Source organism: Verrucomicrobiota bacterium (assembly GCA_037139415.1).
In the GTDB taxonomy this organism is placed as follows: Bacteria; Verrucomicrobiota; Verrucomicrobiia; order Limisphaerales; family Fontisphaeraceae; genus JBAXGN01.
The window spans coordinates 60333-85254 of record JBAXGN010000003.1; the positions used below are offsets into that span (position 1 = coordinate 60333).

13 protein-coding genes, 2 tRNA genes and 1 pseudogene are annotated in these 24922 nt (G+C 54.7%); 4 read left to right on the forward strand and 12 right to left on the reverse strand.

Features of this window, described 5'->3' with window-relative positions; translation table 11 throughout:
* Positions 1 to 55: 55 nt before the first annotated feature.
* The 5 genes from WCO56_01145 to infC form a co-directional block, all read right to left on the reverse strand.
* On the reverse strand, positions 56 to 1822 hold the full coding sequence (locus tag WCO56_01145) for a hypothetical protein (GenBank protein MEI7728146.1): 1767 nt from the start codon (positions 1820 to 1822) through the stop codon (positions 56 to 58).
* Between the two features lie 433 nt (positions 1823 to 2255).
* Positions 2256 to 3269 (reverse strand): DUF1080 domain-containing protein, encoded by a 1014-nt coding sequence (locus WCO56_01150; protein MEI7728147.1) that lies wholly within the window; start codon positions 3267 to 3269, stop codon positions 2256 to 2258.
* 80 nt (positions 3270 to 3349) lie between these two features.
* Positions 3350 to 3434 (reverse strand) — tRNA-Leu (locus tag WCO56_01155).
* 334 nt (positions 3435 to 3768) lie between these two features.
* Positions 3769 to 6594, reverse strand: a complete 2826-nt coding sequence (locus WCO56_01160) for a DNA topoisomerase III (protein ID MEI7728148.1) — start codon at positions 6592 to 6594, stop codon at positions 3769 to 3771.
* A gap of 297 nt (positions 6595 to 6891) precedes the next feature.
* The gene (gene infC, locus WCO56_01165; GenBank protein ID MEI7728149.1) at positions 6892 to 7662 is read right to left on the reverse strand and encodes a translation initiation factor IF-3; all 771 of its coding nucleotides are present in this window, start codon (positions 7660 to 7662) and stop codon (positions 6892 to 6894) included.
* Positions 7663 to 7973: 311 nt separating this feature from the next.
* Between infC and WCO56_01170 the strand changes: the two genes are divergently transcribed.
* Positions 7974 to 8912 (forward strand): hypothetical protein, encoded by a 939-nt coding sequence (locus WCO56_01170; GenBank protein ID MEI7728150.1) that lies wholly within the window; start codon positions 7974 to 7976, stop codon positions 8910 to 8912.
* Positions 8913 to 8936: 24 nt separating this feature from the next.
* Here the strand turns inward: WCO56_01170 and WCO56_01175 are convergent, their stop codons facing one another.
* The 4 genes and pseudogenes from WCO56_01175 to WCO56_01190 form a co-directional block, all read right to left on the reverse strand.
* The gene (locus WCO56_01175; GenBank protein MEI7728151.1) at positions 8937 to 10151 is read right to left on the reverse strand and encodes a glycoside hydrolase family 16 protein; all 1215 of its coding nucleotides are present in this window, start codon (positions 10149 to 10151) and stop codon (positions 8937 to 8939) included.
* A gap of 275 nt (positions 10152 to 10426) precedes the next feature.
* Complete coding sequence (locus WCO56_01180; protein ID MEI7728152.1) at positions 10427 to 10711, reverse strand: hypothetical protein; 285 nt, start codon at positions 10709 to 10711, stop codon at positions 10427 to 10429.
* 69 nt (positions 10712 to 10780) lie between these two features.
* Positions 10781 to 10834 (reverse strand): annotated as a pseudogene (locus WCO56_01185) (hypothetical protein).
* A gap of 411 nt (positions 10835 to 11245) precedes the next feature.
* On the reverse strand, positions 11246 to 12112 hold the full coding sequence (locus WCO56_01190) for an FkbM family methyltransferase (GenBank protein MEI7728153.1): 867 nt from the start codon (positions 12110 to 12112) through the stop codon (positions 11246 to 11248).
* 123 nt (positions 12113 to 12235) lie between these two features.
* Here WCO56_01190 and WCO56_01195 point away from each other — a divergent pair.
* The 3 genes from WCO56_01195 to WCO56_01205 all read left to right on the forward strand — a co-directional run bounded on the left by WCO56_01195 (position 12236) and on the right by WCO56_01205 (position 21855).
* Positions 12236 to 12310 (forward strand) — tRNA-Glu (locus tag WCO56_01195).
* A gap of 96 nt (positions 12311 to 12406) precedes the next feature.
* Complete coding sequence (locus WCO56_01200; GenBank protein MEI7728154.1) at positions 12407 to 12778, forward strand: hypothetical protein; 372 nt, start codon at positions 12407 to 12409, stop codon at positions 12776 to 12778.
* 245 nt (positions 12779 to 13023) lie between these two features.
* Positions 13024 to 21855, forward strand: coding sequence for a lamin tail domain-containing protein (locus WCO56_01205; protein ID MEI7728155.1), 8832 nt, complete (start codon positions 13024 to 13026; stop codon positions 21853 to 21855).
* On the opposite strand, the gene WCO56_01210 is transcribed toward WCO56_01205, so the two are convergent.
* The 3 genes from WCO56_01210 to WCO56_01220 all read right to left on the reverse strand — a co-directional run bounded on the left by WCO56_01210 (position 21856) and on the right by WCO56_01220 (position 24765).
* Positions 21856 to 23034 carry an MlaD family protein gene (locus tag WCO56_01210; GenBank protein MEI7728156.1) on the reverse strand — a complete coding sequence of 393 codons (1179 nt, stop codon included), beginning with the start codon at positions 23032 to 23034 and terminating at the stop codon, positions 21856 to 21858. It lies immediately after the preceding gene.
* A gap of 100 nt (positions 23035 to 23134) precedes the next feature.
* A complete protein-coding gene (locus tag WCO56_01215; protein ID MEI7728157.1) occupies positions 23135 to 23920 on the reverse strand; it encodes an ATP-binding cassette domain-containing protein in 786 nt (261 codons plus the stop codon).
* A gap of 2 nt (positions 23921 to 23922) precedes the next feature.
* On the reverse strand, positions 23923 to 24765 hold the full coding sequence (locus tag WCO56_01220; protein MEI7728158.1) for an ABC transporter permease: 843 nt from the start codon (positions 24763 to 24765) through the stop codon (positions 23923 to 23925).
* Positions 24766 to 24922: the final 157 nt, after the last annotated feature.

Below are 24922 nucleotides of genomic sequence, written 5' to 3' on the forward strand. Positions count from 1 at the left end.
CGCCTGGTCCGTTTCGCGCAAATTTTATGTTTCTTTGGTGCCACTTTTCCCCTGTTTATTTACCGTACACGGTCACCGGTGGTTCCGATACCCGCGGAGCCAACATCGCGGGATCAGTCATGGGTGGCTGCATTTCCGTGCCCAACCCCAAATTCGGGGCATTAAAGGTCGCTCCAGGAATAACAAACCCAAAGGTCATTACTTCCGCCGCACCGCCCGCTTCATAAAAAACAGTGGCCCCTTCGCCGCGCGACAAATAGCTGCCATCCTTCGCGCAAATAATGGTGATGACTCCCCCGGGGTTAACCATGGGCGCCTGCCCTTCCGGGGTGGTGAACGTGACGGTTCCAGTATTATCGGACGACGCTTGCACAATGAAGACGCCCTTGAGACGATCCCAAGTGACGTTTACCAGATCACCTTGAGCGACATCCATGGTCCACTGGCCCAACGGATCAAATTTAATGCTCACGTCGGCACTCATGCTGCGAATGCCCACCGAACCAGACGGATCCACCGCCACGTCGAAAACGCCCGACCCGCCCTGCTGGAGGGAACGCCGAGAATTGGGGGAGAGCAGATAATCGCCGGCGGTGCCGGTAACCTTGAGATCCTGCTTGTTCCAGCCCAGGGAGAGGGAATTGCGGGGGTGGCTGATATTGCGGGGATCAGCAGGGATGCCATTTTTAAAGGTGGAGGCGCCTGGGCTGATCAGCACTTCTTGCCCAATATCCGGGTTGAACATGCCGACCTTGCCACGTTGGGCATTCGCAGTGAACGTCGTGCAGTTATTGACGTTGGCATACTGGAAGCCCACGCCGGCGGGCACGCTGCATGAAATGCGATTGGCGATTTTTACCAGAATGTCGCGCGCCACCACAAAAGCGTTGGTGGCGGTGTAGCTGGAAATATCCACCGCGTTATTGGCGGGATCCCACAGAATACTCGCTTGTTGATCCGCCAGCGCGGAAGCGCTCCAACAATCCATGCCGCCCACCCACAACCGGCAGGCACCTTTGGGCACCCGCAAATCCAAATAGTTGTTGTTTGGATTCTGAATAAAATCAATGACCGTCCCGTTGTGCAATTCCACCCGCTGCGACTGCTTGGAAGGCAGGATGATTTTGTTGGTCCCCACCACAATTTCCAGATCCCCGCCCGCCGGACCGGAAATGGATACCTCGGTCAAAGGCGTCATCCGTATCCACCGCGTTGCCCCTTGGTTGTCCTTGAACCGTTTGAGCGGCCCGCCAGTCATTGGCAGCAGGTACTGGTTAAGATGACGTTCCTGGCCATCGGCATCCTTGGCCAGAACTTTTCCGCGCCCGGAAAAGTAATACGTTTGATCCCACAAGGCGTCCAAGCGGCCAAAGGAGCCGGGCCCCATGATTGCCTTGCCGCCGTCATGAAACATCACCTCGATACTGGCAGGATTATTGCTGGAAGTGACGATGTCAATCATGCCGCCATTCGTTGCGATCCGAAATCCGGCTTGATTGCCGGCGGGCACGCGCGCGGACCAGCCCGCAAAACCCTCTGCTTCAACCATTACGTCCTGGGCCGATTGGAATGAATGGATGCCCTGTCCAGACGCATCCATGGTCACCGTTAACCCCTCGTGGGTAGCACCTTTGAGCATGCGCAATTCCACCGGGGCTTTACCGTCCACCGAAATTTGTGTCTGTGCGTTGGTGGAAAATGAAAGCAGTGCCAATACCGGCTTGGTGGTTTCAGATTCCGCACCGTAACCAATAAGCGAAACACTCAACCACACCAAACAGGCTGCCGACGGCCAAGGTATTTTCCGCGACGTTGGTAACATAACTTTATCCAAGCTTCAAACTGTTACAAAACTAAAAGTACAGTCAATTGCCCATGTTTGCAACACGATTTTCGGTATTATTCATGCTTTTTTGATCCATAAACGGATTCGCTTCGCCCTGTTATAATAACTTCTTATCACACCTGTTCAGGGCTACATGAACCAAACTGCCCCCCCCCTCCAAATTTTACGGGTATATTGACAAAATTTGCGTTAGAAAATTCACAATCCAGTTAGCTTGGCTAATTTACCAGATGAATTTTATTCCCACCGGATGAGATCGCCCACCTTCCCTACCAGAAAACACCGGTCTGGCGCAGAAGGAACGCCTTAACTGGCCATATTGGCAGGTAAAGGTGGCCACCAAACATGCCAAATTACCATCCGTGATTTTAGCGGGCATTCAAGCTTCGCCCCTGCGCGACGGGTTGTTTTAGCGAATCACCGGGCGCAATACCATATTCCGGTAATCTATGCTCGAATGGTCGCCTTGCAGGTAAATAGGGCCGGGCTTTGACACATCCGAGGTGAGCGCGCCGCCAGTGCAGCCAAGTACCGGATGGTTATCAATGATTTTCTGGCCGTTGAGGATCACGGTTAAATGACGGTCCACCAAGGTAATATCCATGGTTTGCCACTCGCCGACCGGTTTTTCCGCCGATACGGTGGGGCAAATGCGGCTGTAGAGGGCACCCATATTGTGCGGGTCAAGCGGCTTGCCGTAGCTATCGAGCACCTGAATTTCATAGATGCCGCGCAGATAAATGCCACTGTTGCTGCCTTTTAGCGTGCGTACCTCGGTGGTTAGATTGAAATCTTCAAATTCCGCCTCGGTGCGAATATTGCCATAACTCTTGTGCGGTTTGCCTTCCTCTTGGACTGGGCGGTTCATCAACACCCCGTCCGCCACGCTCCAGCCATTCGCATTGTTGGGGTTGATCAACCGCCAGCCGGTCAGGTCCTTCCCATTCATCAGGGCAATCGGCGCGCCAAACTTGACTTTGGCAAGGTCCGGTTTGGCCGGCAGGGGCGGAACGCGTTTGCCGGTGAATTCCGCGCGACCAAACTCCTTGCCGTCTTCCCCGACTTTCACGGTTACCAGTTTCATGTCATCGCCGGACAGCTTGGCCGTGATGGTTTCGGTGACCTTGGTCTTTTTCTCTTTGCCAGTGGCGTCCTTCTTCTTCTGTTCACTGACGCGTTTGACAACCAACGCATCGTCCGCCACCTCCACGCTGGTCACGGGCAACACGCTGCCGCCCCCCCAAAGGAGACTGCCTTTGAGTTTACCATCCTTTTCCTCGACGCCCAACCAGCCAGCGCCACCGCCCGGGATGGTCAGCGCCCAATAACCCTTGAAGGGAGTGTCCGCCGCGAAGGCGGTTGCCCCAACTGCCAGTAAAGCACCGGCCATCAGGCCGCCGATTCGTTGAGTCCAGAATTTCATATTTTGATTCAATTATTGACGCACAACCACACCTGCGCATTCAAACGCATAGCCGTCCCAATAGTTTTTTACTGAACACCTGGTGGGCACGACAGGACTTGAACCTGCACGGATTTCTCCACGGGATCCTAAGTCCCGCGCGTCTGCCAATTCCGCCACATGCCCGGCCAAAGAGGGAATTTCCCGCTTTTGCGGGCACAAGTCAAGCGCTGCCAAGCCGAATGCAATACGATTACTGCCAAGTCGGTGGGATAGAAAATATCATTAGCCGCGAAAAGGCTCAAAAATCGCAAAAAATGAATGCTTGTGTAGGTTAAGTTACGGACTTATCAGTAAGCCCGAAGGCCATTTGCCGTGCATTGAACCAACTGAATGAAACCACGAGGGACAGGCCGATACCGAGGCGAGCGGCACGGCACCCCAAACATGCAACCGCCCCCACTCTCGCAAGGGAGAACCCTGGCATCGAGTAAAGTTCAAACCGCAGGCTCTCCAGTCACTACGCTTCTTCCCGTTCCGGGAACTCGAATTCGACTTTGCCTTTTTCCTTTAAGACGAGAAACGCCTTGAAAGTGCGGCCGGTCTTGCGTGACATAAACTGCGTCAGCAGGTCGGTGCGACCGGTTTCCAGAAGTTTCTTCATCTGGTCACGGTCCACTGCCTGGTGCAATATTTCTTTACCGGATTTAAATTTGCAGGGTTTGGTTTCCGCCTGGCTTTTCTCGCAGATATAATCCGTTGGCGATTCAAATACCCGGCTACCGCACTTGGGGCATTGGCCGATGGGCGTCAACCCGGTGAAATCCAGCTTCGCAGCCGGCTCTTTGGGCTTGTCGTCCTTGGCCGCTTTGCCGCGCGCTTTGCGCTCGGCAAATTTGAACTTCACATCCCCATCCTTATCGAGCACCAGGTACGCCTCAAAGGTACGCCCGGTCTTTTTCGAGACAAATTTGGTCAGCAGATCGGTTTGCCGGGTAGCCAGCAACTTTTTAATCTGCTCGCTATCCACCGCCTGCTGTAAAATGATGGCACCAGTCTTGAACTTGCAGGCCTTTTTCGCGTCCACTGCTTTTTCGCACACGAAATTCATGCCGTTCTCGAAGACATTACCGCCGCATTTCGGGCATTTGCCCAGCGGCTCCTTGCCGGTAAAATCCACCGGGGCCGCCGGCTGTCCGCCATTAGCCGCATCCTTGGATTCATCATTACCGAAATCGAATCCGATTTTAAACTCGGGTGCCGGCCCCAACCGCATGATGGCGGCAAATGGGAAGCCTTTCTGGCTACGGAATCCCTGTAACGGTCCCACCACGCCCTTGCTGAGCAGGTCCTCCGCCTCGGACTCCTCAAACTGGCGTCCGGCGATGATTTTCCAAAAGGCAAAGTCGCACTTCGTACACTGAAACTTTTTGTACGTTTCCTTCACCAGCCCGCCGCACTTCGGGCACGGGACTTTCAATTGGCCGAAATCGCCCGGAATCGTGTCGCTCTCGTAGCTTTTTGCCTGGGCCACCATGTGTTTGGTGATCTCGGCAATTTCGCGCATGAAGACCTCGCGCTTTAAGGTGCCGCGCTCCATCTGCTTGAGCTGGAATTCCCAATCCCCGGTTAGTTCCGGACGCGTCAGTTCGGGGATGCCCAAGCCATTCAGCAACGTGATCAGCGAAAACGCCTTGGCGGTTGGCTGCAATTCCCGTCCGTTACGGTGAATGTATTTCTCGTAAATCAGGCCTTCGATAATGGAGGCGCGCGTAGCGGGAGTGCCCAGACCTTTTTCCGCCATGGCTTCGCGCAACTCTTCGTCTTCGATCAATTTCCCGGCGCCTTCCATGGCCGAAAGCAGCGTGGCTTCCGTGAGCCGTGCCGGCGGCTTGGTTCGGTTGGATTCGACCTCAATTTTGGTCGTATCCACCTGTTCGTTGGGGACCACCGGCACGAGGTTGGGGGTATCCCCGGATTCCGCCTCTTTCCCGTAAATGGCCATCCACCCGGCGTTAATCATCACCTTGCCTTCGCTCTTGAACGGCTCGCCTTCCACCCGGGTAATCCGCGTGGTCACCTGGAATTCCGCCGCCGGGAAGAACACCGCCAGGAAGCGTTTGGCAACCATGTCATAAACCTTGGCTTCCGCCTCGCTCAGGTGCTTGGGCGGCAGCATGGTGGGGATAATGGCAAAGTGATCCGACACTTTGGCATTGTTGAACACCCGCTTGTTGGGGCGCACCCAGCCTTGTTTCAGAATCGTTCCGGCAAACGGCGCATAAGCGGTGCCATCCATCGCTTCCATCGTCTTTCGCACGGTCCCAAGATAATCCTCGGGGAGCGCGCGAGAATCGGTACGCGGATACGTCAGCACCTTGTGCCGTTCATACAACGCCTGCGCGATAGAGAGCGTCTGCTTGGCGGAAAACCCAAAGCGCCCGTTAGCCTCACGCTGCAGCGAGGTCAGATCATAAAGCAGCGGTGACAATTGCGTGGTGGGCTTGCTTTCCTCCGTCACCACTCCCGGTTTGCCCAGACACTTGGCTTGAATTGCCAAGGCCTTGGCCTGATCCCATACCCGCTCCGGCTTAAGATCAGCGTCGTCCTTGTCCTTGGAGAATTTCTCATCAAACCAGCGCCCGTCATACGTGCCGGCGTGTGCGGAAAATGTAGCGTGAACTTCCCAGTAGTCACGCGACACAAAGTCACGGATGCGCTGCTCGCGCTCAACCAGGATGGCCAGGGTGGGCGTCTGTACGCGTCCCACTGTGGTGAGATGAAAACCGCCGCTCTTGGAGTTAAACGCCGTCATGGCCCGGGTGCCGTTAATCCCCACCAGCCAGTCCGATTCCGAACGGCAGGTAGCCGCGTCAGCCAGCGGCAGCATTTCGGCATCACTGCGCAACGTGGCAAACCCCTCCTTGATGGCGGCGGGGGTCATGGATTGAAGCCACAGCCGCTTGATCGGCTGTTTGGCATCCGCATACTTGACGATGTAGCGGAAGATCAGTTCCCCCTCCCGTCCGGCGTCGCACGCGTTAATGAGGGCATCCACTTCCTTGCGCTTGATGAGCTTCTGCAACAGGTTCAGGCGCGACTTGGTCTTCTCGTGCGGGCGCAGGTCGAAATGTGGCGGAATGACCGGCAGATGCGCAAAACTCCATTTACCACGCGTCACTTCAACACCCTCTGGTGGACAGATTTCCAGCAAATGACCGATGGCTGACGAGAGCACAAACTGGTCGCTCTCGAAATAATCGTCATGTTTCTTAAAACCGCCCAGCGCCTTGGCGATGTCGCTGGCCACGGACGGTTTTTCCGCAATTATTAAGGCCTTGCCCATGTATCAAATTTAGTCTGCGAGGCGGACTTTGCCGCCCAGTTATTCTTAAACAATTAAGCGGGGGAAAATGGACCAAAGGCCGGGTAATGTCAAAAGCTAATTGAAAAAATGTCAGGAACGGCAGAGCATCGCACTGCCGCCCCCGAAGCGGAAAGGAGGTGGGCTGATGATGATAAAGAGGCTCAGGCAAATTGACTTGGTCCCGATTGTTTCGACCCAATCACCGATTGGTAATGGCACCCCTTCCGTAACAAACGGAATGCCATTACTACTGACAGCCCACCGCCCAAAACCAACTCAGGCGTTCAAAGCCGGATTCAGGTTGGCAAACGGATTATTGGTAAAGCCATTGGGCTTTTCAGGCTGAACGGGACGCGGTGGTCGGTTATCCCCCGGTTGGGATTCAGGCGAGTTAACCTCGTACTCATCCCGCTCCTCCTCCTCTTGATCCTCCTCGTCCGGCACGTCCAACTCGGATGGCATCGGTCGTTGCCCCTCATTGGGATTCTTGGCGCGCTTGGAACGCGGCAGCGGGCTGATCATCGCGTTCAAGCCGCGCCCCATCAGCTTCGGCGTGAAGTCCGGCTGCCCCCAAGGGGCCAGTTCCTTCAGGAATTTATTGACCACTTGGAAGCCAAATTCCTGATGCATCATTTCGCGCCCGCGGAATTTGAGGGTGATCTTCACCTTCATATCCTCGCACAAAAAGTCAATGGCATGTCCCTTTTTGACCCCGAAATCGTGCTCGCTGATGTTCGGGCTCAACTGGACCTCCTTGACCTTGTTGGCGTGCTGATGCTTCTTGGACTCTTTGTCGCGCTTGGCAATCTCGTACCGGTATTTGCCGAAGTCCACGATTCGGCAGACCGGCGGAACTGCGGTAGGCGCTATTTCCACCAAATCCAAGCCATGGGCGCGGGCCATTTGCAGCGCGTCATTGAGTTGAATGACACCAATTTGTTTGCCGTCAGCGCCAATCACCCGGACCTCACGGGCACGGATTTTACCGTTGACCCTGACGAAGGCGCTGGCGGACCCTTGATTACGTGAAGCGTGAGGGTGGCTCACGCAACCCCCCACCGTTGAAGTTTATTCATGCAGTCGCAAAAACTTTACCATAAACTGCCACACCTCATGGTGCGGCTAAATCGGAAATAATTAAATCCAATACCGAAACAAGAGCAAGCAGAAATTTATCAAAAATTAACGTTTTTGGTTTGGACCTCGGTTTTTCGATTTTTGCCCAAAAGGCATCTTATCTTGGCTATCTATTTGCCAAAAAACGTCCATTCAATAGCAAGCCGGGTGTAGTTGTTTGGCGTCCATTGCTGCAGCTTATACACACTAGAGTAAACCCGATAGTTAGAATATATTGAGCGATGTCTGATTCACCTGCCAGTGAATATGTGGTTCATCCGCCGTCCCCAAAGGACGACGGGAAGTCCGGTCATGGAGTGGGACACCGGGATGTTCTGCCACAAGAATCCGCGCTTGGGGCACCGCAGGATTTCTTGAACAACCGCTTTGTTTACCTGGTCATCTCCGCCCGGGCGCGCGGCCTTTCCGTCGGGGTCAACATGAGCCCCTCGAAACTCTGTAGTTTTGACTGCCCTTACTGCGAAGTGAATCGCGCCACGCCCGCTCGTGAAACCCATTTGGACGTGGATGCCATGGCGCAGGAACTGGAGCAAACCATCAACTATGTCCGTTCCGATCGAATTCATGAGCATCCCCGGTTAGGCGCCTTGCCGCGCGAACTGACCACCCTGCGTCACGTGGCCCTGAGCGGCCATGGCGAACCGACCCTGTGCCCGAACTTTGTGGAGACAGTTCAAGCGATCACCCACCTGCGCGCATTGGGACGCGTGCCATTCTTCAAAATGGTGCTCATCACCAACGGCACGGGGCTGGATACCGATAGCGTACAATCCGGCTTGAAATACTTTACGCACAACGATGAGATTTGGGCCAAGTTGGACGCTGGCACCCAGGAATACATGGACTTGGTGAACCGTTCCCAAGTGAAGCTCGAAAAAGTTCTGGCGAATATCCTGATGATTGGACGCCAGCGCGCCATCATCATCCAAAGCCTCTTCGCTTCCTTTGGCGGCTTGGAACCGCCACCGGAGGAAATCGAGCAGTATGCCCACCGTTTGCGTGAGTTAAAAAAAGGTGGCGCCCAAATTTCCCTGGTTCAGATTTATTCCGCTACGCGTCCGGTGCATAATGCCGACTGTCGGCATCTGCCGTTGCGCGTGCTTTCTCGTATCGCCCAGACCGTGCGCAACGCCACCGGTTTGCGGGTGGAAGTGTTTTAACTGTCTCCTTCCCGACAGCTTGGATCACTTGGCCCAGGCGCGGATGTAGTCCACGTACATGAAGGAGGGGTTGGGGGTTTTGTCAATCGGCCAACCGCCACCAAGGGCCAGGTCCACCAGCAGGTACATGGGGACTTTGGCTTCTTCCGGGGTTTTGATCCGGCGCAGTTCCACGCCGTCGAAGTAGTAGGTGATCCAGTCCGGGGTCACCAGGACGCCGTAGCGGTGAAAGTCGTCGGCCATGCCGCTGAGGATGAATTTGTCGCCGTCGCTGCGGTGCTTCTTGTCCGGAAACCACCAGTGCAGGTTGACGTGCAGGCTGTTGGGGTGAACGCCGTATTGTTCCACCACGTCAATTTCGATGCCGGTGGCCGATTTGTCCTTGAGCTTGGGCACGCCCAGCAGCCAGAAGGCGGGCCAAGTGCCCGGACCTTTGGGGAACTTGGCCCGCATTTCAAAGTAGCCGTATTGTTGGGCGAAGCCGTTGGCGGTGCGATCCACGGAGGAGAGGAGTCCGGACTGCCAGCGTTTATCGGTCTTGCGCGCTTCGATGCGCAGGATGCCGTTCTCGACGGTGAAGGGGAAGTTATTGGTGGGATTGGCAAACCGGGCGTCGCCAAAGTCGCCGTTGTAGGGGGTGTGGGCGATCCAGCGGGTGCCCGGGCCCCAAGCGGAGACGCTCAATTCTTTGTCTTTGAAATCTTCGTCAAAGGTGACGTGGTAGCCCTCCAGGTTCAGGGTGGGCGCGCCCAGCGCGGGGATGGGCGCATCGGCGGTGACTTTCAGCACGCCGATCTGGCATTGGTCCTCCGCGAGGGCGGTCACGCCATTCCCCGGTGTGAGGGCGGGGCGGCCATTGACTTTGGGTGCGTAGAGGCCGATTTGGATTTTGTATTCACCCGGGGTGATTCCCGAGGGCATCACGAGGGTGCGGGTGTAGGCCACCGGTCCGGACCATTGCGAGGTGGGCGTGGGTAAATCATGGTCATCCTGAAGCATGATTTTTCCAGTGGCATCCTTGATATGCACAAAGGCTTTGTAATCCCGGTCCAAGGGCTTGGCATCCCAGCGGTAGGTGATTTTGACGCCGTAATCCGGGCGGCACGCCGGCTGCGAGAAGAGGCACGCGAGCACCGTGGGTTTGCCGACTAACGGCACGCCGGCACGGAGACGATCGGACTCCGCAGCACCAAATGCGCATAGGGAGACACAGAGCCCGAGGCAGGGTAGTAATCGCATGAGGAAACTGTATGCTATTGGTCGCGGTTTTCAACGGTTAAATCCGAAGGCCGAAAACCGAACTATACCGGCAAAGCGGTGGAGACCGATGGCAAACTGGTCACCACCACCGGATTTGACCGCGCCACGGTCCATGAATTCCTGAAAGCCCTTTACCGGACCGTGCGCAGCAGCACTTGATGCCGTGGCTACCTCGCTCAGGGGGTTGCGTTTCGCCCCGCGAATCATGTGCGTCAGCGTTCTGAGGAAGTCATTTTTCCCTCGCGCTCGGGGGGTTATCCGTGCTGTAGCCGCCATGCTTCAGCTCGGCGTTTTCCTTCCTCGTAATTTTTTTTCGAGAATAGATTGCTGAGATCACGGTTCATGTCATTCAATTCTGTTTTGGCATCCTCGTCCCCTTGCTCTGCCGCCAATATGGTCCATTTATATCCTTCAGCTTTATCTTGCTTCACACCTTTCCCGTTGTTGTAGCAGAGGCCAAGCCAGTACATTGCCGCCGCATGTCCCAGCTCTGCCGCCTTGGAATACCAGGCCGCGGCTTCCACTGCATCTTGCTTCACGCCTTGCCCATTGGCGCAGCAGAGGCCAAGATTGGCGTAGTAGGCAGCAAGATTGGATATTGCATCTGCATTTCCCAGCTCCGCCGCTTTGCGGAGCCACTTCAGCGCTTCCTTTTCATTTATATCAACATGGCAAAAAAATGGTTGGCAGAAAAATTATGAATTGGAAACCGGGGACGCAAACGAACGCTTGGAAAAATGAAGGGGAAACGCAGGAGCCGCATATTTTGGAGTGCGGCGGCAAGGCGGGGTGATGGGGGCCGCGACGCCGCTTTGGATTTGCGCGCAAGTAACGCTTTGATTTTCCCTCGCCGATGAACGCAGGAACACCGCAGGTCACCAGTGGAGAAACTCAATGGCCTCGCGCGCTCACTCAAGTAGACGGCACAAATCCAAAGCGGTGTCGCCCGCCGCCCCTTTTTCCCCCTTCGGTTGCCACCGTACTCCAAATTTTCCCGCGCCGTTACATCTGATCCGCGCAATCTTTTCCGTCGGGAGCAGCATGCGGTTCCGCCCCCCTCCCTGGCCCTCTGTTTAGGCCGCTAATTTTTCCAAAATGGCGCGCTTTTCTTTCGGCACCAAAATGGCGTCATTCCCCACATTTCTCCGGGTAAGATCCGCTACCGGCACCCCGACATCGCTCAGCAGGTTCAACAGATAATCAGGCGGCACCTTGTGTTGAATTTGGGAAAATTGATTATCCGAAAGCAGGCCATGCTCAAAAATGATCACCGGTCGCTTGGCAGCGATGATTCCGCTTAACCCGGCAAGCACCTCAAGTTCGTACCCTTCCACGTCAATCTTGATCAGATCGGGCAGGTCAATTTTCTGTTCTCGAGCATAACGGTCACCGTGGCGCACCTGGATCAGCACCTTCCGCCCGTTAGGCAGCTCGCGCACCAGAGAGCCGCACGGCGTGGCCCCGGGCGGCACGCTCATGGTCAGTTCCTGATCGGTCATGCCCAGCCCCACCGGATGCACCGTCACCCATGGATGATTTTGAAACAGCGACTGCAGGGTCGTCAACGCGGCGGGGTTCGGCTCAAACGAGTGCAGCCGTTGCAGTTGCCGGGGCTGCAGCGCAAAATACAGGCTGAAATAGCCGATGTTGGCTCCGATGTCCCACAGCACCTGATTCGGTTTTACCAGCCGGTCGAAGCACCGGAACAAATGCGTGTTATGTCCGTAATCCCCCAGCACCACATTCAGCATGCCGAATGCCCCGTCGTCGCGGAAATCCAGCCGCGCCGTGCCCACTTCCGGGATATGGAGTGGGTAGTCCCACAAGCCACGCACGAACGGCAGGCAGCGACGGAGTAGCAGTCCAGCCCCGGGCAGCTTCAGTGTGCCATGGACAAAACAGTAATTACGAACCAGCAGCTTTGCGATCACACCGCTCATGCTAATTACCAACGTTGAACCGTCAAGTTCATTTGGTGATGATTCAAACTTCCAAACGCAAATGCGATGGCTCCGCTATTGACAATCTCAGCGTTATGGATTTTGATCTACCGCGTTGCCAGTGGCGCATTCGTCTATCGGTTAGGACACGGCCCTCTCAAGGCTGAAAGATGGGTTCGATTCCCATATGCGCCGCCATAACGTCCGGGCTGGACGCGGCGGCATAATATAAAACCAGTGTATTGAACCGGCGTGCTTGTGAAAAGTTGACCTAGACTAACCTGAAATAACTGTATGTCCTTGTTTCAAATCATTTTTAATCCGACCAGCGCGGCAGAATTAGCGCGTATGCCCAAGGAACTGCAATTGAACATTTTGGGGGAATTTCGCGGTCTGCCGCATGAAGTGATGAGCACCGAAATGGATCGTTTCGGAAAACTGCAACGTGCCGGCAAGTCATTGTATCGCTTCCGCCTAGGGGATTATCGCGTATATTTTGAAAAACATGATCTGGGGGTGGTGGTGCATCGCATCATGAATCGCAACACCTTAAAGGACTTCCTCTTTCGCTCCAATCTCCCCACCGGAGAAGACGAGGCATTACAGCAAAACCCCAAGTTTTGGGAGCAGATTGATAGCGTCAAAAGTCCGGCGGAAAAGAAGTAATCCAAGGCGGATTATTCCCTCTCCAGCATCGGGCCGAATGCCCGGGCTGACTCCGTTCCTTGTCAAAACCGGGAGGTTTGCTTGATTTCGCCCCTGTAAGCGCCAGCCAGCAACTGGGAGGCAACAATTGCGCCCGTATAAACTTGCGTTTTCACTAAAGTTCGCGGACTGTTTCTTATCGACCAGCCATGGCAAGACACGCGGACGCGCGGGGATGGTTGCCGGGGCTGGTTCAAAGACCTTGTATGATCACTTTATCGGATATTCGTGCATGGGCAGGCTGCGCTCTGATAGTTGCCTGTCTTTGCGCAGTTCCAGCGCAGGGACAGTCCACCAATGGCATATTGCGCGAGGTGTATGTGGGTATTGCCGGCACCGATGTCACCAATCTCACTTACAGCGCCAAATATCCCAATTCGCCGGATTCAAATTTTCTGGTTACTACCGGATGTGAATGCCCGGTAAGCGTTGCCGACCAATTTGGCCAGCGGATGCGTGGCTGGATTCAGCCACGTACCAGTGGTTCGCACACCTTTTATCTCTCGGCAAATGATTCGGGTGAGTTGCGGCTCAGTAGTGATGAAAACCCGACCAATGCGGTTAAAATCGCCGCCGTATGGAGTGCACTGAATCACTGCAGTTCCCGGGGTTGGGTTACTAGTGGTCAAACCAACCAGACTTCTGCCGCGCAAACCCTGGTGGCGGGGAAGCTATATTATATCGAGGCGCTGATGCAGGACAATAGTGGTTCGGATAATTTGGGGGTAGCATGGCGGCGCCCCGGTGATGCCGTTCCAGCCAATAGTTCCGCCCCCATTCCTAATAGCAACCTGGTCATTCAACTGCTACCGGTGATCATTACCAACCCCGCGAGTTGCACGGTGCTTAATTCTCAAGGGACCACTAACTTTCAGGTCGCCCTAGCCAACCTTTACACCACGAATTCATATCAATGGCAGCGTAATAGCAACAATATCGCCAATGCGACCAATGCCGCCCTCGCGCTAACCAATGTGACCGCCAGTGACCATAACACATATTACCGATGTGTCGTCACCAATAGTTTTGGAACAACGGTGTCGCTGAACGCCCTGCTAAGCGTGTTGGTGCCGCCGGTGGTCACCAATCAGCCACTCAGCCAAACGGTCGGCATCGGTTCAAATATTACTTTTACAGTTGCCGCAACTGGTACTGCGCCATTGGCCTATCAATGGCGATTTAACAGTGTCAATTTGATGAATGAGACGAATACCACCTTAAACCTGAATAACGTGCAACCGGTGAACGCTGGACCGTATTCGGTGGTGGTGACCAATGTGGCTGGCGCGATCACCAGTGCGGTAGCCACGTTGACCGTGTTATCAAATCTCACCGTGACCACGGTGACGCCTGCCGACGGCAGTGTGGTCAGCAACCTGAATCAAGTAACGGTGCGGTTCAATAAATCTGCGGTGGGGGTCGAGGCATGGAACTTGCAGATCAACGGGAACGCCGCCACCACCGTCAGCAGTTCGGATTATACCAATTTTACCTTCACGTTTTCCCAGCCGCAGTATGGCACCGTTTACATGTCGTGGGATCCCGCGCAAGGCATCACGGACCTTTTGGGGAATACGTTCAATGGCGGCTCATGGCAATACACCTTGGTGGATACTATGCCACCAGACATGGCCGCGCTAAACCCTCCGGCGGGCGGGGCGGTGGGAAATCTGACGCAACTCGAAGTGAACTTTACCGAACCGGTGCTCGGGGTGGATGCCACCGACCTGCTGGTCAATGGAACGGCGGCCACCAATTTTTCGGGAACCGGGGCCGGCCCATATTACTTCCAGTTTGCAGCACCAACCACCGGCGTGGTGCAATTTGCCTGGGCATCCAACCACGGGATTACCGATGCATCGGCTTTGCATAATGCGTTCACGGGCGGCACTTGGAATGTGACCTTCAACCCGGCGGCGGCCTCCGGGAATTCCACCGGCACCGTGTTAATCAACGAACTCCTCACCGCGAACGTCAACATCAATGGTTTGAAGGACGAAGATGGTGAATTACAGGATTGGATCGAACTTTATAACCCTGGCACTAACCCGGTGCGCTTGTTGGGTTGGTCACTGACGGATGATCCCGACCAACCCGGCTTGTGGACGTTTCCCGATGTGACCCTGAACTCGGGACAGTACCTGGTGGTTTATGCCTCGGGTAAAAACCGGAAACCCACCGGAGTTGGGACCAAGTTGCATACGAACTTTAAATTGAACGTCAATGGGGATTACCTTGCCCTGTTCAATGCAGAGTCACCGCGAATTGCCCTGACGGAATTCCCAAAAAAATTTCCAGAGCAGCGCAATGACTACAGCTACGGGCTCACGGCCAGCAATCAATGGCGATATTTCAGCACCCCAACCCCCGGAGCAGCCAACGGCAGCAGTTCCATTACCCAAGTGCTGGGCCCGGTGCATTTCAGCGTGCATCGCGGCGTTTTCAATCAGCCGTTCACCGTGCTGCTAACCTGCCAAACACCGGATGTCACGATTCGCTACACCACGGATGGCACCCCACCCACCGAGACCTATGGCTCAAACTATTCCAATGGCGTTCTGGTCGGTGGTACGACCATCTTGCGAGCCGCTGCTTTCAAATCCGGCATGCTGCCGTCGCGGGTGGAAACCCATACCTATATTTTTCCTGCGAATGTGATCGCCCAGTCGAATGCGCCCGCCGGTTTTCCGACCACCACGATGTGGAGCGCCACATACGGGTGGCCGTCGTATTATCAGATGGACCCCAAGGTGGTGACGAACCCGCTTTATAGCGCAACTATCCAAAACGATCTATTAACCTTGCCCACGCTTTCCGTGGTGATGAAGACCGATGATATGTTTTCGACGAACAGCGGACTCTACACGCACGCGAACAACCTGACGCTGGAGGCGGGTTGTTCCCTGGAACTGATCAATGTGGATGGCTCCTCCGGTTTTCAGGCCGATGCCAGTATTCAGATGCATGGGGGCGGCAGCCGGGTGGGAACTTTGAAACATCCGTTTCGCATTAATTTTCGCGGGTCATATGGCCCCAGCATGCTGGAATACCCGTTTTTTCCGGGCAGCCCGGTAACCAAATACGATACCCTTGATTTGCGTTCCGATTACAATAATCACTGGACGCATTGGGATGTGACGCAACGTGCGCGGGGCCAGTTAATCCGGGATGCCTGGGTCAAGGACACCATGTGGAAGATGGGGGCGTTTTCCAGCCATGCCAGTTTCGTGCATCTTTACATCAACGGCCTCTACTGGGGCGTGTACAACCCGGTGGAACGGCCGGATGGTAGTTTTGCGGCGGCCTATTTCGGGGGTGATAAAACAGATTATGATGCGTTTAACGGGAGCGGCGCCCAGTTGGTGGATGGCGATACGGTGGCGCGCAATGCCATGCTGGCCTTGAACAATAGCGGGCTCACGAATCTCACCCAGTATGAGAAAATTCAAACCTACCTGAATTTGGATCAATTTATTGATTATCAAATTCTTCAACTTTTCTGCGCGAATCTGGATTGGGGGCCGCAAAAGAATTGGTACTGTTTCCGCAAACGTCAGGCGGGTGAAGGGTTTTATTACATGGCGTGGGACGGAGAACGGATTCTGGAGGGCAACAATGACTGGGCCAATACCAGCCCGGATGGGCTGCATTCCAACCTGCTGTATAACGCCGAATACAAGCTTCGCTTTGGGGACCATCTGCATAAGCACTTTTTCAACAACGGTTCCCTGACCACGAATGCTGTCATTTCCGGTTATCAGAGCCTGGCTGCCAAACTGGATCGCGCGATGGTTGCTGAGTCTGCCCGTTGGGGGGATTCAGTGCCGAATGGCAAAACCGCCCTGAACCCTTATCCGGGATATACCACCAATACGCCCTACACTCGAAATGAAAACTGGCTGGGGGAACAAACGCGTTTATTGACCAAATATTTTCCCGTGCGATCCGACATTGTCCTGGCTAAATTCCGCACCTTAGGGCTGTATCCCAGCAATTCCGCGCCCTCGTTCAGTCAACATGGTGGCCGGGTTCCCCGTGGATATGGGCTTAGCATGATGGCGACCAACACCATTTATTACACCACCAATGGTCTGGATCCGCGCGTTTATTATTCCGGCGCCATTGCCGCCGCAGCCCAGGCGTATTCCAACGGTGTGCCGCTGGTCATCAATAATTCCATGATCGTGAAGGCGCGCCTGTTGATGGGGACCAACTGGAGCGCCATGAACGAGGCGGCCTTTCAAGTGGATGATCTTTTGCCGCAAATTTGCATCGCAGAATTGATGTACAATCCGCCCGGGGGTGATGCCTATGAATTTCTGGAACTTCAGAATCGTGGGAACACTCCTTTGGATTTGAGCGGCTATTATTTTGATGGCATCACGTATCAGTTCTCGCCGGGCACCTTGTTGGGGGCAGGAGGTCGCCTGGTGCTGGCTTCCAATGCGAATACCAACGCGTTTCGGTCCCGTTATCCGGGAGTCATGGTCACCGGGTGGTATTCCGGCAAACTGGCCAATGGCGGAGAGCGCATTGCCCTGTTCGATTCCGGTAACCGGATGGTGTACGCGGTGACCTTCAGTACAACCGGCGGGTGGCCAACCGCCGCCAATGGCACTGGATATTCCTTGGAAATTGTGGATCCCAACGGTGATCCGGATGATCCCGCCAATTGGCAATCGAGCACCAATCTATACGGAACTCCTGGGGTTCCCAATGCGCAAGCCGCTCCGCCACTGATTCAGCTTAATGAAGTCATGGCCAATAATGTCGCAGCGGTGACCAATGGTGGCACTTGTCCGGATTGGGTGGAACTCTACAATCCGGGCAACAAGGAGGTGAACCTGACAAATTGGAGTCTCAGTGTGGATGGCAACCCGCGCAAATTTGTCTTCCCCGCCAATTCGACTTTGGCCGGCGGAGGGTACTTGGTAGTTTGGTGCGATGCGCCGACGAACGCTGCTCCCGGACTGCATACCGGTTTTGCCCTGAGTCGGCAGGGCGAAAGTGTCATGTTATACGATGCCAACACCAATCGGGTGGACGCCATCAGCTTTGGGTTGCAATTGCCAGACTACTCGATTGGACGCGTGGATGGGACCTGGGCATTGACTTCACCCACACCGAATGCCGCCAATCTTGCCGTCGCGCTGGCGGCAGCCACGAATCTGGTCAACAACGAATACCTGGCAAATTCCGCTGCCGGGGGCAGCGATTGGTTGGAATTGTATAATCGTTCCACCAATGCACCCGTATCGTTACAGAACATTTTTGTGGGCCGCAGTAACGCGCTCTGTCAATTGCGCCGCCTTGCGTTTCTATCACCGGGAGGGTACGTTCAATTGTTTGCGGATGACGTTGCCGGGGTGGATCACTTGGGCTTCAAACTGCCGGCCGAGGGGGGCTTTATCGTGCTATATGATGCCGCTGGTGCGGAGGTTTCCCGCGTAAGCTATGGTGCGCAAATTGAAGGTGTTTCGCGTGGCCGTTGGCCGGATGGTAACACCAACGATGTGGCGTTTCCGGGCAGTACCAGTCCGGGCACCACCAACTATGTCCCTAATTACCAGGGACCCATTTTAAATGAAATCATGGCCAGTAATGTTGGCGCAGTGACCAATGCGGTGGGCCGGATTACGGATTGGATTGAACTGTATAACGGCAGCTCGAATGCGTGGAGTTGGGACGGGTGGAGCATGAGTGTTGGGACCATGAAGCCCGGCAGTTGGGTATTCCCATCGGGCGCGATGATGAACCCGAATAGCTACCTGATTATTTGGTGCGATGGCGACCGTCCGGCTTCGACTTCGGCCAACCCCACAAACTTGAATCTGGGCCATTCATTGGCTCGCGAAAGCGGCGGCATTTACCTGTTCAATCCCGCCGCTCAGTTGATGGATTACGTGGAATACGGCTGCCAGCCAGCCAACCTGTCGATTGGCAGGAGTGGAGGAACCTGGCGGCTACTGGCAAATCCAACGCCAGCCGCCGCCAATTCGGTGCCTGCCCTGCTTGGCTCACCCGCCAACCTTCGCCTCAATGAATGGATGGTCGCGCCGATTTCAGGTGAGGACTGGTTTGAGTTATTCAATGTGGCTGACTTGCCTGTGGAACTGAGCGGATTGCACCCAACCGATGACCCTTCCTTGTCCGGTCAGACTAATTTTACCATTGCTCCCCTGAGTTTCATTGGCGGACAGGATTGGGCGGTATTCATCGCCGATGGAACCCCCTCCAACGGACGGGATCATGTGAACTTCAGCTTGGACGCTCTCGGCGAATCCATCTGGCTGTTTGATACGAATTTGGCTCTGATTGATGTGGTTAATTTTGGGGTGCAAACCAATGGAGTTTCTCAGGGACGATGGCCGGACGGTGCCGCAACAATTATGGCATTTCCCCAATCAGCGTCGCCTGGGCACGCCAATTATTTACCGCTGACCAATGCCTTGATCAGCGAGGTACTTACCCGCCCCAGCTTCCCGCTGGAGAACGCCATCGAGTTACTTAATACTTCGTCCGTACCTGTGAATATCAGCGGTTGGTTTCTCAGCGACGCACGTTCTAATTTCAAGAAATATCGCATTGCAGACGGGACGACCCTGGGGGCCAATGGGTTCCAGGTATTCTACGAATACCAGTTTTATGTTACTAATACACTTGCTCCTTTAAAATTCGATCCAGCGCACGGTGGCGAGCTATGGCTTAGCGAAGCGGATACGAATGGCCTGCTGACTGGCTACCGATCTGCCGTGATTTTTGGTGTGTCGGAAACCGGTGCTCCTTTTGGGACTTACTTTACCAGTGTGGGAGTGAACTTTACCGCTCTTATTAAAGATACCTTTGGCGCCGATAATCCAGCTACCGTTCAGGAATTTCGCCTTGGCGCTGGCAAAACCAACGCCGGTCCTCGAGTGGGACCCGTGGTGATTAATGAGATCATGTATCATCCAGCCGACCTCGGTGGCGTTGACAACACGCTCGATGAGTATGTGGAACTGTATAATCCTGGTGGCGATTCCATATCCCTGTTTGACCCAGCCTATCCCACCAACACCTGGCGATTGCAGCAAGGGGTGGATTATTCGTTTCCCACCAATACCACTCTGCCTGCCGACGGATATCTGCTGGTGGTAAATTTCAATCCTGCCACGGACACCAATCAATTGGCCGCCTTCCGTGCCAAATACGGAGTGCCGGCGAATATTCCTATTTACGGTCCCTATGGTGGCAAGCTGGATAATGGCGGAGAAATGATTGTGCTGACCAAACCGGATGCGCCTTTGACCAGCGGGCCTGAGATCGGGTATGTTCCCTTTATCGTGGTGGATCACGTCACGTATTCCGATCAATCACCCTGGCCAGCCACTGCGGATGGCGGTACGAATGGCACCGGTAATTCATTGCAGCGACTCCTGCCTGCGGGATACGGAAACGATCCCGTGAACTGGAAAGGCGACGTCCCGACGCCCGGACGAACGAATGGAATTTTCGTGCCTGTTCCACCCTTTATCACCCTGCCCCCACAATCTCAAAGTGCCGTGGTGAACAGTAATGTCATACTGCAAGCGACGGCGGCGGGAACGAGACCGCTTTATTACCAGTGGCGCATGAATGGAACAAATCTGGTTGCCGCCACCGATAACACGCTCCTGTTGTCGAATATCCAACCGCGTGACGCGGGTGGGTATGATGTGGTAGTGACTAATGCCGTGGGGATGGCTACCAGCACGCTGGCGGTCGTGACCGTACAGCTTCCACCTACCATTGTGGGCCCGCCAACGAATCAGACGGTGATGATTGGTGCCACTGTGAACTTCAGAGTTTCTGCCATTGGTACGATTCCGCTATCCTATCAGTGGCGTTTCAATGGAGTGAATCTCGCTAATGCCACAAATGCGTTATTGGTTCTCAATAATGTACAGGCGGTTTATGATGGAGCCTATACGGTATTGATCACCAACGTGGCTGGTTCGGTAACCAGCAGTGCTGCTACCTTGACAGTCCTGATGCCCCCCGCGATTGCCAGCCAACCGGCCAATCAAACTGCGATTGCTGGTTCTAACGTTACCTTCACGGTAACCGCCTCCGGCACGGCACCGTTGGTGTACCAATGGTCCTTCCATAGTACCAACCTGGTGAACGAGACGAACGCAACCCTGACGCTGAATAATGTGCTGCTGGTCAACGCCGGGCCGTATTCCGTGGCAGTGACCAATGTGGCGGGAAGTATCACCAGCGCCGTGGCGACGCTAACTGTGCTCGTGCCGCCCATGAACATCGCTATCGTACCCATGCAGACCAACTTTGTTTTAGCAGGGAATCCCGCGGGATTCCTGGTATCGGCGGAGGGAACTGATTTAACCTTCCGGTGGTATATGAACTCGAATTTAGCACTGGTTCAAGGCATGGGCGTGGCATTCACGAATCCAATGGTGACTTGCACAAATGATGGCGATTATTACAACGTGGTTGTCAGCAATAGTCTCAATACAGCTACCAGTGCTCCCTGTTATGTGCTCGTCACGGATACCAATATTCCGGTGTTCAGCCCGGAGTTGAGCATGATGGTAACAAATATGGCGAAGGGTTCCAACTTTACGGTCACTGTTAGCATGGCAAACAACTGCAATCAGCCAATGTTCCAATGGTATTTTAACTCGACCAACCGGCTCCATGTTCAGGTCGCGAAAACCTTGACGTTGACCAACCTGTCGCTAGCGGACACTGGTATCTATTCGCTGGCCGTATCAAATCAGAACGGGATATCACCGACAGGCATGGTTTTGGCCTTGACGGTGAATTATGCCATCTTCAGCCCGGTGTTCACCAATCTGGTTGGTACCACCAACTCACTGAGCGTGGAGACGGAGCCTGGGCGGGCGTATTGGATGGAGGTTCGGAATAACCTGAACCGTGGTTCGTGGCAGGTGATCTATCCCGGAATTACGAATGTTAGCGGGGCACAGCAGTTATTGGACACCAACGCCGCAAGTCAATCTCGGTTCTACCGGATTGGCACCGCCCCCGTACCCTAATCACTTCGGAGCTGGTTTTGGATCACGTGATTCGTTTGAAGGAACAACGATTTTCTTATCTTCCGGACGCACAGCAGGAGGCGTTGTTTTCCTGAACCAACTGCTCGGGTTGAAAACCCGTATGAAAAGGTTTCCTTGAATTTCCTCAAAGGTCTTTCCAGCGGTGGAAACCAAGGAGCCCATCTGGCTTAGCATGTTGGTATTGGCTGCCACTTGTTCACGTAAATTACCGGTGATACCCGCCAAATTGTCCAAGGAACGCACGATGTTGGACACAATCAGGTCCAGGTTGGTGCGGTTGTGCTCAATCGCCAAGCTCGTGCTGCGCAACGTCATTTCGATCTCCTGCTGAATATTCGTCGGCAACAGCCATTCACCCATCGAGCCGCCCTGCCCTTTTAATCGTGAGGTAATGATCTGTATGTTGGTGGCTGATACTTGCAGGCCGCGCGCAAATACCGCTGCTTCCGTAAAGAAATCATTGGCGTTACTCAAGCCAGGTTTCAGAACCAAGGCCGCTTGATCAATGTTGGAAAGCGCCTGCACCGTGTGATTAAGTACCTGCCCGATTTGATTGGTCAGGTTGAGAATGCCGGGTAGCGCTTTTTCGATCTGCGACATCACCTTGTCCGCCCGATCCGAGAGCGGTGGGGATTCGTCCGGGTTTAAATAAAAAACGGCATCGTTGGTATAAGGCATGCAAAAACGCGAGGGATTGGCCTTCCAGGCCGCCAACAAATTGGTGCCCCCCGCGTTACGGAAGGCAGCGACACGGTTGGTATCAAGCACGCCTTGAATTACTCCCACTGGATCTTGCTTGGTTTTTTCAATATCAAAAATGGGAACACCGGTTTGGCCTCTGACAACTTCCAGGTTACGACCACCAAAGAGGTCTGAGGACTGGATGCGCACGACCGAATCGCTCCAAATATATCCACAAGACCCTTTGCGATCGTGCCTGACTTCAAAATAGATCGTCAGCGCGTACCCGGCAAAAGGCTCATTGGGCTCGATGCGGGTCACTTCGCCGATGGTGGTCCCGATCATCTTCACTGGATCACCAATCTTGACGTCGGCAGCGCTGTTTAAGCAGGTGCAAAACTGAATTTTTTGAGCGAACCAGCCTTTGCGGATGGCCGTGTGGTACAGGTAGTAGAAAAATCCGGTGGCCAGCAGCACTATGGCCAGCAACACGAACCAGCCAACCACTTTTTCCAGCCGGCCCAAGCGCGTTCTCAATTGTGGCGTTAAGTCTTGTAATGCCATAGTCAGGGTAAGGCTAATCGAAATGCGCGGTTTGTGCGAGTAATTCTTGCACTGCTGGGTTGGTGTGGTTGCGTACCGCCTCACGGTTGCCAACTTCCAGCCAGGTTTGATCCCGAACCACCGCGAAGTTATCCCCCCAATCCAGCCAGGGTCGAAAATCCTCCGTGGTAACCACCACCGTGATCGGTTTGCCCTCCACCAAGGCGTGTCCCTCGGAAAGCCCTTGGATGACGTCGCTCCACCACCGCGTCTGACGCACATCCATGCCGCGCAGCGGGTTGTCCAGAAACAGCAGTCTGGGACGCGTAATCAGGGCGCGGGCCAGCGCCACGCGTGGACACAAATTACGCGGAACACGATTGGGACTCAAATTACCGCAATCTTTTAAACCGGTCAGTTTGAGCAAGCGTTCCACTTCAGGCACCGCACTCTCAAAACTCAGGTTGCGATGATATTGATATGGCAGGGCGATATTCTCCGCCGTCGTCATCTGGGCAAACAGCCGGCCTCCGCCCTCAAACAACATGCCCAATTGGCGACGGCACGAGGCGTGATCGGCTTCGGACAGGTTGCGGCTTGGAATTCCGAACAATTCCAGCTCACCTTGCAACGGATTCAGCAGCCCAACGGCGGTCATCAGCAGGGCGCTTTTGCCACAACCGGGCAGACCACCGATCACCCAGCGGTCCCCCATCTCAATGCGCCACTGCATGGTTTGAATGGCCGGCACGGCACCATCGCGCGTCGAGGGAATCACGACGTCCTTCATTTCCAGCAGCACTGGTTGATCTTTGGCCATACCTAGAAGAGCAGGAAGCCGAGGATGAACAATACATCCAACAGGGCGCAACCCACCACCCCTTGAATCACCGCGCGGTTGGCCGCGCTGGCGATTTGATCTAGGGCCACCGGGTGGGATAGCCCTTGGTAGCAAGTAGTCGCAGCAATATAGGTCCCAAACACCACGGTTTTGAACGCCAGCATCACAAAATCCAGGTAGGTCAGCGCGGAAGCCAACTGGCGGAAATACTCCCCCGGCATGAGTGGCACATCTTGCAAAAAGATAAACACATATCCGCCGATCAATGAGGTAATCACCAGGAAAACCGTAAGCGTAAAGGTGCTAAGTACCACGCCGATCATGCGCGGCACCACCAGGTAGTGGAGCGGATCAATCCCCAATACTTCGAGGGTTTCAATCTCCCCCATGGCGCGGGCGGTCCCCAGTTCAATGACGGTGGAGCTGCCCGTGCGGCTTAAGACCAGCAGCGCCGTCACCAGTGGCCCCAGTTCACGCACAATCGCGGTAATCATGACGGTGCCCACGAGGTCTTGGGCGCGCACGCGCGTCAGCAAAGAAACCGTCTGGCCGATCACCACCCACCCAAGCACCAGCGAGACAAAGATGACCATGGGCAATAGCCGAATCCCGGTGCGATGAATTTGCTGGAGCACCTGCGGGTAAACCACCCGGTAACCCACCCGGAACCGCGTCACCATAACCAGGAAGGTAGCGACCGTGAAGGCACCCAAACCAGTGATGCTCCGACCGACGCGAATAAATTCGCGGCCTGCCAGTTGCACCAGCGCCTGCACCGCCGAGGGTGGGGCGGGCATCAAGTCCTTCACCGATGCGCGATCCATGGCCGGCATTTAAACTGTAAGCATCCGATTTGTCGAAACGTTTTTTGAACGAGTATTGAAATTCCCCAGCCAAATAACCGAAAAGAATTCCCGTCGAATGGCGGTAATGCGTCAGTGACGGCGGGAACGGCAGGGTTTTCATAAAAACACAAAAAAT

Coding starts and splice junctions, on each gene's coding strand:
- WCO56_01145 (MEI7728146.1), bottom strand. CDS start 1,822: ATGTTACCAACGTCGCGGAAAATACCTTGGCCGTCGGCAGCCTGTTTG.
- WCO56_01150 (MEI7728147.1), bottom strand. CDS start 3,269: ATGAAATTCTGGACTCAACGAATCGGCGGCCTGATGGCCGGTGCTTTA.
- WCO56_01160 (MEI7728148.1), bottom strand. CDS start 6,594: ATGGGCAAGGCCTTAATAATTGCGGAAAAACCGTCCGTGGCCAGCGAC.
- WCO56_01170 (MEI7728150.1), top strand. CDS start 7,974: ATGTCTGATTCACCTGCCAGTGAATATGTGGTTCATCCGCCGTCCCCA.
- WCO56_01175 (MEI7728151.1), bottom strand. CDS start 10,151: ATGCGATTACTACCCTGCCTCGGGCTCTGTGTCTCCCTATGCGCATTT.
- WCO56_01190 (MEI7728153.1), bottom strand. CDS start 12,112: ATGAGCGGTGTGATCGCAAAGCTGCTGGTTCGTAATTACTGTTTTGTC.
- WCO56_01200 (MEI7728154.1), top strand. CDS start 12,407: ATGTCCTTGTTTCAAATCATTTTTAATCCGACCAGCGCGGCAGAATTA.
- WCO56_01205 (MEI7728155.1), top strand. CDS start 13,024: ATGATCACTTTATCGGATATTCGTGCATGGGCAGGCTGCGCTCTGATA.
- WCO56_01215 (MEI7728157.1), bottom strand. CDS start 23,920: ATGGCCAAAGATCAACCAGTGCTGCTGGAAATGAAGGACGTCGTGATT.
- WCO56_01220 (MEI7728158.1), bottom strand. CDS start 24,765: ATGGATCGCGCATCGGTGAAGGACTTGATGCCCGCCCCACCCTCGGCG.